Raw genomic sequence first — 9,198 nt, 5'->3', positions numbered from 1 at the left:
GCTACGACTGGCGATTTAGCCGCTTCGACGCCGAACAGACAGCACGCGAACGAACACCCGACTAGCGCCGCCGCGGACTACCCGCGTCGGCAGAAGGAACCGCCAGATCATGAATGCATCCGCCACCGTACTTGCCCAAAAAACCGCCGCCACCGCAGAAGCCAGCATTGCCCGCCGTAGCGCGCAGCCGCTGCCCAGCCCCGCCGTATTGCGCCAGCGTCTGCCCTCGAGCGACGCCCTTGCCGTACGCATCCATAACGACCGTAACGCCATACGCGCCGTGCTCGACGGCCGCGATCCGCGCCTGCTGGTCGTCGTCGGACCCTGTTCCCTGCACGATCCGGTCGCCGCGCTCGAGTACGCCGAGCGTCTCGCCGCACTCGCACCCGAGGTCGATGACCAACTGCTGCTGGTGATGCGCGCCTACGTGGAGAAGCCGCGCACCACCGTCGGCTGGAAAGGTCTGGTCTACGACCCGCATCTGGACGGCAGCGGCAACATGGCCGAGGGGCTGCACCTGTCGCGCCGCCTGATGCTGGATATTCTCGAAACCGGTCTGCCGATCGCCACCGAGCTGCTGCAACCGCTGGCGGCCGGGTACTTCGACGATCTCCTCGGCTGGGCCGCGATTGGTGCGCGTACCAGCGAGTCGCAGATCCATCGCGAGCTGGTCAGTGGGCTGGACCTGCCGGTGGGCTTCAAGAACGGTACCGATGGCAGCCTGGGCATCGCCTGCGACGCCATGCGCTCAGCGGAACATCCGCACCAGCACTTCGGCATCGACGATCTCGGCCATCCGGCACTGCTGCAGACGCGCGGCAATCCGGATACCCATCTGGTCCTGCGCGGCGGCCACGGAGCGCCCAACTATGACGCGGACAGTGTCGCTGCCGCCCGTCGTGCGCTGGAAAAGCAGGGCATCGCCCCGCGCATCATGGTCGATTGCAGCCACGCCAACAGCGGCAAGGACCCATTGCGTCAGCCCGCGGTGCTGGAGTCGGTGATCGAGCAGCGCCTGGCTGGCGACATGAGCCTGCGTGGCGTCATGCTGGAGAGCCATCTGTTCGATGGTTGCCAGCCGCTGTCCGGTGAATTGCGCTACGGCGTGTCGATCACCGACGGCTGCCTTGGGTGGATGGTGACCGAGCAGATGCTGCGTCAGGCGGCGCAGCGGCTGCGCGGCTGAGCCGGCTCGCACGCGAACGACGTTCTGCTCGTAGGGTGGACAACGCGAAGCTTGTCCACGTCCGCGCGCCTGGCGTCAGGGCAGATAAGACCGCGCACCAAGCGGTGCCACCCGACCGCTGCCGCCCCGCTGCGTCAGTGGCGGTGGACTTGCGAGGCCGGCTCGTCAGCGGCACCCTGTGCCGCTGCCGTCACCATCGGATCCGAACCATGCAAGACTACAAATGGCTACACGAATACTGCCTCAACCGCTTCGGCTCGGTCGCGGCGCTGGAATCCCGCCTGCCGCAACCGCGCAGCGCCGACGAATTGCGCGGCGTTTCCGATGATCGCTACCTCTCGCTGATCAGCCTGCGCATCTTCCGCGCCGGTCTCAAGCACAGCCTGGTGGATGCCAAGTGGCCGGCCTTCGAGCAGGCATTCTTTGGTTTCGATCCGGAAAAAGTCGTGCTGATGGGCGGCGAGCACATCGAGCGGCTGATGCAGGACAGCCGGCTGATTCGCCATCTCGGCAAGCTCAAGAGCGTGCCGCGCAACGCTCAGTTCGTGCTCGACGTGGTCAAGGAAAGGGGCAGCTTCGGCAAGCTGCTGGCCGATTGGCCGAGCAGTGACATCGTCGGCCTGTGGCGTTACCTGACCAGGCACGGCAGTCAGCTCGGCGGCCTGTCGGCCCCGCGCCTGCTGCGCATGGCCGGCAAGGACACCTTCGTCCCCAGCAATGACGTGGTAGCCGCGCTCAAGGCGCAGGAAATCGTCGACAAGGTGCCCAGCAGTCAGCGCGACCAGGCCGCGGTGCAGGCCGCCTTCAACCAGTGGCAGGCGGAAAGCGGCCGGCCGTTGTGCCATATCTCGGCGATGCTGGCGTTCACCGTCAACCACTGACGAGGCTGCGACGCTTTAGCGCAGCGCCGTGCTCGGCGCGCGCGGTGTAAAGTCGAAACATGACCATCGTCAAAGACAAGCGTGCGCAGATCGTATGGGTGCTCTTCACCTGCATCCTGCTCAATGCCTTTGTCTGCAGTCTGAACCACGCCACCCATGTGGGTTTCGGACTGGCGATGGGGCAGGACGCGTTCTGCGTCACCGGCGACGATGGCGGCACCGGCCTCGGCGCGCTTCCCTCCGGTTCACATGACCTGTCGCAGCATGCCCTCGACTGCCCGCTGTGCAGTTCGGTTTTCCTCGCCATCGTCGCACTGTTCGCCCTGGCCTGGCTGGGGCGTCACACGACAGGCGCGACTCCGCTGCCGCCGATCGAGCGTCATGGCCCGCGCCACCACTGGCCGGCACTGAATCCGCGCGCGCCCTGAATTTTCCTGATTGACGTGATTCGCCGTCCTTCCGCCCAGCAGCGGCGGACCAGGCGGCTACCTGTCGGAGCCTTCCGACGGCCCAGTCAATTCAGGGGATTTCACCATGACCATGATGGAGCGATTCACCCGCGCCGATAGCCGCGTGAGCTATCGACTGCCTATTCCCGACTACCCCAGCAACGCCCGCAGCTTCGTGCATCTGGATGCCAAGTTGCTGCCGTACTGGCATGCGTTGTTCGATGTCTGCCCGCGGCTGCTCAAGCTTGATCCGCCAGAGGGGCTGGAGATCTTTCGCCAGTTCATGACCTGGGCCTACGGCTGCCAGCTGGCGCTGGACTGGACCTTCCACCTCGGCGTCTGCCGCTGGTTGCTGGCTTCCGACTACCGCGAGCTGATCGAGCCGGAGCATATCGAGGCGATGATGCTCGCCGCCGCGGCGCGTTGGGTGGCCAGCGACGACAGCCCGGCAATCGGCATCGTGCTCGGCTGGCGCGGCGGCAGCGAGCATGTATTCGACTGGAAACCGCGGATTCGCCAGGGCGCCCGCCCGCTTGCCGCCGAAGCGGAAGAGCTGCCGCCGGCGCCCTGGGACTTCGCCTGGAGCCCGCTGTCGAGCACGGCCGGCAACGGGTTTCGCCGCTGGTTGCGCGTGCCATGACTGCGACAGACCACCGCAGCAGGACGGTCTCGTCGTGCCTGCCCCGACGTCACACGCCGCTGTCGCGGGGTGTTACGAGCGCAACGCCGCATCGGCAGAAGCCGGGGCAAGTGGGTGGGGCAGGCTGTCGCAGTTGTCGGCTTGCAGGGTGCCCCGGACACTTTGTTTGCCTCGAGCCAGAGCAGCTTCCACGGGTGGTTCGGGGCACCGCGATTGAGTCCGGGCGTCGCGCCTGGATGTCGGCCCCCGCCCCAAGGGGGCCTTCAATCGCGCCATGCTGCCGGAGCGCCTGGCGCTCGGGCGGCTGCGCAAGGAGGTAGGCATGTTCAAGTCATCGCTCCGGCGAGACGTCGTGCTGGTAGTGCTGGCCAAGGTCGCGATCCTCATGATCATAAAAAACGTCTGGTTCGCTGCCCCCAGCATTCCCGAGAACGGTTCGGTGCGCGTTGCCGACCATTTGCTTGATTCGCGGGGTTCGAACCCCGAGGGAGGGCCGAGATGATCTCGGAAAGCGTTGTCGATCTATCACGCCTGCAGTTCGCCATGACGGCGATGTATCACTTTCTCTTCGTGCCGTTGACCCTGGGGCTGGCGTTCCTGCTGGCGATCATGGAATCGGTCTACGTGATGACCGGTAAGCAGGTCTATCAGGACATGACCAAGTTCTGGGGCAAGCTGTTCGGTATCAACTTCGCCCTGGGCGTCACCACCGGGCTGACCATGGAGTTCCAGTTCGGTACCAACTGGGCCTACTACAGCCACTACGTCGGCGACATCTTCGGTGCACCCTTGGCCATCGAGGGGTTGATGGCGTTCTTCCTCGAATCCACCTTCATCGGGCTGTTCTTCTTCGGCTGGGACCGGCTCAGCAATGTGCAACACCTGGCCGTGACCTGGCTGGTGGCGCTGGGCTCGAACCTCTCGGCGCTGTGGATTCTCATCGCCAATGGCTGGATGCAGCACCCGGTGGGCTCGGAGTTCAACTTCGAGACCATGCGCATGGAACTGGTGGATTTCGGTGCGCTGCTGTTCAACCCGGTAGCCCAGGTCAAGTTCGTCCACACCGTGTCCGCGGGCTACGTCACCGGGGCGATCTTCGTGCTGGCGATCTCTTCCTTCTATCTATTGAAGAAGCGTGACCTGGGCTTCGCCCGCCGTTCGTTCGCCATCGCCGCGGTGTTCGGCCTGGCGTCGACGATCTCGGTGATCATCCTCGGCGACGAATCCGGCTACGAGATCGGTGACGTGCAGAAGGTCAAGCTGGCGGCGATCGAGGCCGAGTGGGACACCCACCCGGCGCCGGCCGGCTTCACCCTGTTCGGCCTGCCCAATCAGCAGGAGATGCGCACCGATTACGAAGTGAAGATCCCCTACGCACTGGGCCTGATCGCCACGCGCTCGCTGGACGAGGAGATCAAGGGCCTCAAGCAGCTGGTCGCCGAGCACGAGCTGCGCATCCGCAACGGCATGCTCGCCTATGAGCGCCTGCAGGTGCTGCGTAGCGGCGACAAGTCCGCCGAGGCCATCGCCGCCTTCAACGAGGTCAAGCAGGACCTGGGCTACGGGCTGCTGCTGAAGAAGTACACCGCCGATGTGGTGGATGCCAGCGAGGAGCAGATCAAGCTCGCCGCGCTGGACACCATTCCCGACGTGTTCAGCCTGTTCTGGACCTTCCGCGTGATGGTCGCCGCCGGCTTTCTGATGCTGCTGCTGTTCACCCTGGCGAGCTGGGCCTCGATCAATTGCAATGCCGAGACCAAGCCCTGGCTGCTCAGGTTCGCGCTGTTCAGCCTGCCGCTGCCGTGGATCGCGGCGCAGACCGGCTGGTATGTCGCCGAGCATGGCCGCCAACCCTGGTCGATCGCCGAGGTGCTGCCGACCCATCTGTCGACTTCGACGCTGGCAGCCGGTGATATCTGGGGTTCGCTGATCGCCCTGGTGGCCTTCTACAGCCTGCTGCTGGTGATCGAGATGTTCCTGATGATCCGCTTCGCCCGCCTCGGGCCGAGCAGTCTGCACACCGGTCGTTATCACTTCGAGCGGGACGTGCGTGAAGCTCGGGTGGCACCGGCGCAGCCGAGTGGCCTGACCTCCCAACCCGGCAGTGTCTGAGGGGGATACGAGATGTTCGATTACGAAGTGCTCAAACTTGTCTGGTGGGTGCTGATCGGCGTGCTGCTGATCGGCTTCGCCCTGACCGATGGCTTCGACATGGGCGCCATGGCGCTGATGCCCTTTGTCGGCAAGACCGACAGCGAGCGGCGCGTGGCGATCAACACCATCGCACCGCACTGGGATGGCAATCAGGTGTGGTTCATCACCGCCGGTGGCGCACTGTTCGCCGCCTGGCCGATGGTCTATGCGGTGGCCTTTTCCGGGCTGTACTGGGCGATGCTGCTGGTGCTGTTCGCGCTGTTCTGTCGCCCGGTGGGCTTCGACTACCGCAGCAAGGTGGAAGACCCGCGCTGGCGCAGTGCCTGGGACTGGGCGCTGTTCGTCGGCGGTGCGGTGCCGGCGCTGGTGTTCGGCGTGGCCTTCGGCAACCTGTTCCTCGGCCTGCCGTTCCAGCTCGACGAGCTGATGCGTTCGACCTATCAGGGCTCATTCTTCGCACTGCTCAACCCGTTCGCGTTGCTCTGCGGCATCGTCAGCCTGAGCATGCTCAGCGCCCACGGTGGTGCCTGGCTGATGCTGCGCACCGACGGCGCGCTGGCCGAGCGCTCGCGGCAGGCCACACGCCTGTGCCTGCTGGTGTTCCTGTTCGGTTTCATCGCCGCGGGTGTCTGGCTGACGCTGGGCATTCAGGGCTTCAGCCAGCTGTCGGTCAGCGATCCGGGCGCCGCGCTCAATCCGCTGCTGGACAAGCAGGTAGCCCAGGACAATATCGGCTGGTTGGCCAACTACGACCGCTATCCGGTCACCCTGATCGCGCCGGCGGCGGGCATTCTCGGGGCGTTGCTGGCACTGCTTGGCGCCAGTCGCAACAGCGATGGGGTGAGCTTCGTCGGAACCAGCCTGATGATCGTCGGCAGCATCTGTACCGCGGGCTTTGCGCTGTTCCCCTTCGTCTTCCCGTCGAGCCTCGACCCGGCCTCGAGCCTGACCATCTGGGATGCGGTCTCGAGCCACAAGACGCTGGGCATCATGTTTGTCGTGGCCTGCATCTTCGTGCCGCTGATCCTCTGCTACACGCTGTGGAGCTACGTGCGCATGTGGGGCCGGCTCACCCACAAAACCATCGAAGCGAACCCCCACGGGCTGTACTGATCGCGCGGGCGGGCCGCCGCGCCCCCCGCCAAGGAGAGACGACTATGTGGTACTTCACTTGGATTCTCGGCGTGCTGCTGGCCTGCAGCTTCGGCATCATCAACGCGCTGTGGCTGGAAGCCACGCAGGACCTGGACGCGGAGCCGTGAGCGGCGTCCTGCACGGGCGTTTTTACGGGGCGGCCAGCCGCGTGCTTTCCCTGATGCTGGCCGCGCCGCTGGCGCTGGTGCTGCTGATCCATCCAGCGGCGATGTTGGACGGGCAGGGCGGCTACAGCCACCCACAGCTGATGCTGGTGATGTGGGGTATTTCCGCGGGCTTCGTGCATGGCGTCGGCTTCGTGCCGCAATGGTGGGGCTGGCGCTGGCTGCTCGGCCCGCTGCCGGCCTGGCTGTTGTGCGCGTTGGGCTACGCGGTGCTATTCCAGGCCCAGCTGGGCTGAGCGGGGCGAATGCCTTTGCAGTCAGGCGCGGGGATTCGTAGGCTGATGGCCGTGGTCGCGACGCGGCCATCGGCTCCTCGCACGATCGGGGGGAGTGCCACCGAAACGGGTTCGCGACACTCATGGATATCGACAAGGCCGCCCAGGCGCTGATCGGCGCCGAGCGCATTCTGATCATCACCGGGGCCGGGCTGTCGGCCGACTCTGGGTTGCCCACCTACCGTGGCCTCGGCGGCCTCTATAACGGCGAAACCGAAGACGGCCTGCCGATCGAGGCGGCGCTATCCGGGCCGACGCTGCGGCGTGATCCGGCGTTGTGTTGGAAATACCTGGCCGAAATCGGCCGGGCCTGCCTGCAGGCCGAACCCAATGCTGGCCACTTCGCCATCGCCGAGCTGCAGCGGCGCAAACCCGGCGCCTGGGTGCTCACGCAGAACATCGATGGCTTCCACCGCCGAGCCGGCAGTCCGCCCGATCGCTTGATCGAGATTCACGGTCAGCTGGCGCCGCTGTCGTGCATGGGCTGCGGCAAGGTCGACGGACGTCCACTGCCTTCGCTGCTGGATCAGCCAATGCCGCCGCGCTGCCTGACTTGCGACGGGGTATTGCGTCCTGCCGTGGTGCTGTTCGAGGAGATGCTGCCGGAATCCGCCCTGAACGCTTTGCAGCAACAGGTGCAGCTGGGCTTCCACGCCGTGCTAGTAGTTGGCACCACGGCGAGCTTCGGCTACATCCTCGAGCCGGTATGGCGGGTGCGTCAGACCGGCGGCTCCGTCGTCGAGGTGAACCTGCAACCCACCGAGATCAGTCCGCTGGCGGACGTGCTTCTGCAGGGAAGGGCCGCAGACGTTTTGTCGCAGTTAATCCGTCACATTTCGTCTGATTGAATTTGATCATCGATGCGATAGAGGGCATAGTCGCCGGCACTTTGAAATCACCGACACGGCCGTGCCCATGCGCCAACGTTTCGCACCCCTCGTGCCTCTCGCACTCATCGCCCTGCTGACCGCCTGCGCCGGCCAGCCTGTACAGACCGAGCAGCAGGCCGACGCGCCTCGTCTGTCGCAGCACCATCCCCTGGCCGGATTCGACTTCGACGCAATCGAAAAGAGTGAGGAGCAGTCGCTGGCCGAGCTTACCGATGAGCACGACTACCAGCTGCCGCAGCTGGCCGACAGCATTCTCGAGCGCGGCTTCACCCTGGTTGGTACGCCGTATCGCTACGGCGGCAGTTCGGTGAAGAGCGGATTCGACTGCAGCGGCTTCGTCGGTTTCCTGTTCCGCAAGGAGGCCGGCCTCGAGCTGCCGCGTTCCACTCGCGAGCTGATCAACCTCGACGCACCGGTGGTCAAGCGCAACGAACTGGAACCCGGTGACGTGGTGTTCTTCAACAACCGCGGCCGTGGCCGAGTCAGCCACGCCGGCATCTACATCGGCGACGACCAGTTCATCCACGCCTCCAGCAGCCGCAGTGGTGGCGTACGCGTCGACAGTCTGGACGACAAGTACTGGCGCGCCAGCTACATGGAAGCCAAGCGCGTGCTCGCCCTGGCTTCGGACCTGGTTCCGCACACGTCCCAGCACTGATCCCGCGACCTGCGGGGGTTGCGTCTTCCCGTACATGCCGGCAGAGTGATGGCTCATTTGCCTGGACCGCTCTGCCATGCACTATCCGGCTCGTCTCACGCTCGTTGTTCTGGCTGTGCTGCTGACCGCCTGTGCCGGACAGGCGCCCACGCCGCCGGTCATGCAGACGCCCAGGGTCCACCAACAGCCCGTACCTGGCGCCGCTGAAGACGTGCTGTTCAGTGCGATTGGTCTGGTCGGCACGCCTTATCGCTGGGGCGGCAACACGCCGGACAGCGGCTTCGACTGCAGTGGCCTGATCGGCTACGTCTACCGCGGCGCAGCCGGTATCCAGCTCCCTCGCACCACTCAAGCCATGAGCAATTTGCGCGGCCCGTCGGTACGGCGCGACGCACTGCAGCCCGGCGATCTGGTGTTCTTCGCAACCAGCGGTGGGCGCCGGGTCAGCCACGCAGGCATCTACGTTGGCGAAGACCGCTTCGTTCACGCGCCATCATCTGGCGGCACGGTACGTCTGGACAGCCTTACTGCCGACTACTGGCACAAGAGTTATCTGGGCGCCAAGCGCGTGCTCGACCAGGAGCAACTGGCCCGCAACCCCTGAGCGTCATCCGCATAGAACCCCCGTCGTAGACGCCCTGTCTTTAGTCGTACTCATATGCTGAAACATTCTGCGTTTGACACGCGGTGATTCCGCTCGCCTGGCGCTTTGGCTAACATGCGCATCCCCAATTCCTCCCCGTGCG

At 65.2% G+C, this 9,198-nt stretch carries 12 protein-coding genes; all 12 read left to right on the top strand.

What is annotated here, in order from left to right; genetic code table 11:
- Positions 1-109: 109 nt before the first annotated feature.
- The 12 genes from HZR81_RS12180 to HZR81_RS12125 all read left to right on the top strand — a co-directional run bounded on the left by HZR81_RS12180 (position 110) and on the right by HZR81_RS12125 (position 9,056).
- Positions 110-1,186, top strand: a complete 1,077-nt coding sequence (locus HZR81_RS12180) for a 3-deoxy-7-phosphoheptulonate synthase (protein WP_500128228.1) — start codon at positions 110-112, stop codon at positions 1,184-1,186.
- Between the two features lie 209 nt (positions 1,187-1,395).
- Positions 1,396-2,067, top strand: coding sequence for a DNA-3-methyladenine glycosylase I (locus HZR81_RS12175; protein WP_500128227.1), 672 nt, complete (start codon positions 1,396-1,398; stop codon positions 2,065-2,067).
- 59 nt (positions 2,068-2,126) lie between these two features.
- Complete coding sequence (locus tag HZR81_RS12170; RefSeq protein ID WP_500128226.1) at positions 2,127-2,495, top strand: DUF2946 domain-containing protein; 369 nt, start codon at positions 2,127-2,129, stop codon at positions 2,493-2,495.
- A 106-nt stretch (positions 2,496-2,601) separates the two neighbouring features.
- Positions 2,602-3,156 (top strand): putative natural product biosynthesis protein, encoded by a 555-nt coding sequence (locus tag HZR81_RS12165; protein WP_500128225.1) that lies wholly within the window; start codon positions 2,602-2,604, stop codon positions 3,154-3,156.
- Between the two features lie 322 nt (positions 3,157-3,478).
- On the top strand, positions 3,479-3,658 hold the full coding sequence (gene cydP / locus HZR81_RS12160; protein WP_476477818.1) for a cytochrome oxidase putative small subunit CydP: 180 nt from the start codon (positions 3,479-3,481) through the stop codon (positions 3,656-3,658).
- Positions 3,655-5,268 carry a cytochrome ubiquinol oxidase subunit I gene (locus HZR81_RS12155; RefSeq protein WP_500128224.1) on the top strand — a complete coding sequence of 538 codons (1,614 nt, stop codon included), beginning with the start codon at positions 3,655-3,657 and terminating at the stop codon, positions 5,266-5,268. Before cydP ends, HZR81_RS12155 begins: the two co-directional genes overlap by 4 nt.
- 12 nt (positions 5,269-5,280) lie before the next feature.
- A complete protein-coding gene (gene cydB, locus HZR81_RS12150; protein WP_476477819.1) occupies positions 5,281-6,423 on the top strand; it encodes a cytochrome d ubiquinol oxidase subunit II in 1,143 nt (380 codons plus the stop codon).
- A 44-nt stretch (positions 6,424-6,467) separates the two neighbouring features.
- Positions 6,468-6,572: a cytochrome bd-I oxidase subunit CydX gene (gene cydX, locus HZR81_RS12145; protein WP_003292563.1), complete on the top strand. Its 105-nt coding sequence runs from the start codon at positions 6,468-6,470 to the stop codon at positions 6,570-6,572.
- Positions 6,569-6,865 (top strand): cyd operon YbgE family protein, encoded by a 297-nt coding sequence (locus tag HZR81_RS12140; protein WP_500128223.1) that lies wholly within the window; start codon positions 6,569-6,571, stop codon positions 6,863-6,865. The genes cydX and HZR81_RS12140 overlap by 4 nt, the downstream gene beginning before the upstream one ends.
- Positions 6,866-6,987: 122 nt before the next feature.
- Positions 6,988-7,752: an NAD-dependent protein deacylase gene (locus HZR81_RS12135; protein ID WP_500128222.1), complete on the top strand. Its 765-nt coding sequence runs from the start codon at positions 6,988-6,990 to the stop codon at positions 7,750-7,752.
- A gap of 67 nt (positions 7,753-7,819) precedes the next feature.
- Positions 7,820-8,452 carry a C40 family peptidase gene (locus HZR81_RS12130; RefSeq protein WP_500128221.1) on the top strand — a complete coding sequence of 211 codons (633 nt, stop codon included), beginning with the start codon at positions 7,820-7,822 and terminating at the stop codon, positions 8,450-8,452.
- A 76-nt stretch (positions 8,453-8,528) separates the two neighbouring features.
- Entirely contained in the window at positions 8,529-9,056 is a 528-nt protein-coding gene (locus tag HZR81_RS12125) for a C40 family peptidase (RefSeq protein WP_500128220.1), read from the top strand.
- Positions 9,057-9,198 lie beyond the last annotated feature (142 nt).

Source organism: Pseudomonas sp. LM13 (genome assembly GCF_041381355.1).
In the GTDB taxonomy this organism is placed as follows: domain Bacteria; phylum Pseudomonadota; class Gammaproteobacteria; order Pseudomonadales; family Pseudomonadaceae; genus Stutzerimonas; species Stutzerimonas frequens.
The sequence above is the reverse complement of the archived record's forward strand: the minus strand, read 5'-3'. Positions and strand labels throughout refer to the sequence as shown.

What these genes read in the sequence shown, in the direction of transcription:
- cydP (WP_476477818.1), top strand. Translation starts at nt 3,479, where the DNA reads ATGTTCAAGTCATCGCTCCGGCGAGACGTCGTGCTGGTAGTGCTGGCC.
- HZR81_RS12125 (WP_500128220.1), top strand. Translation starts at nt 8,529, where the DNA reads ATGCACTATCCGGCTCGTCTCACGCTCGTTGTTCTGGCTGTGCTGCTG.
- HZR81_RS12180 (WP_500128228.1), top strand. Translation starts at nt 110, where the DNA reads ATGAATGCATCCGCCACCGTACTTGCCCAAAAAACCGCCGCCACCGCA.
- HZR81_RS12155 (WP_500128224.1), top strand. Translation starts at nt 3,655, where the DNA reads ATGATCTCGGAAAGCGTTGTCGATCTATCACGCCTGCAGTTCGCCATG.
- cydX (WP_003292563.1), top strand. Translation starts at nt 6,468, where the DNA reads ATGTGGTACTTCACTTGGATTCTCGGCGTGCTGCTGGCCTGCAGCTTC.
- cydB (WP_476477819.1), top strand. Translation starts at nt 5,281, where the DNA reads ATGTTCGATTACGAAGTGCTCAAACTTGTCTGGTGGGTGCTGATCGGC.
- HZR81_RS12130 (WP_500128221.1), top strand. Translation starts at nt 7,820, where the DNA reads ATGCGCCAACGTTTCGCACCCCTCGTGCCTCTCGCACTCATCGCCCTG.
- HZR81_RS12135 (WP_500128222.1), top strand. Translation starts at nt 6,988, where the DNA reads ATGGATATCGACAAGGCCGCCCAGGCGCTGATCGGCGCCGAGCGCATT.
- HZR81_RS12175 (WP_500128227.1), top strand. Translation starts at nt 1,396, where the DNA reads ATGCAAGACTACAAATGGCTACACGAATACTGCCTCAACCGCTTCGGC.
- HZR81_RS12165 (WP_500128225.1), top strand. Translation starts at nt 2,602, where the DNA reads ATGACCATGATGGAGCGATTCACCCGCGCCGATAGCCGCGTGAGCTAT.
- HZR81_RS12170 (WP_500128226.1), top strand. Translation starts at nt 2,127, where the DNA reads ATGACCATCGTCAAAGACAAGCGTGCGCAGATCGTATGGGTGCTCTTC.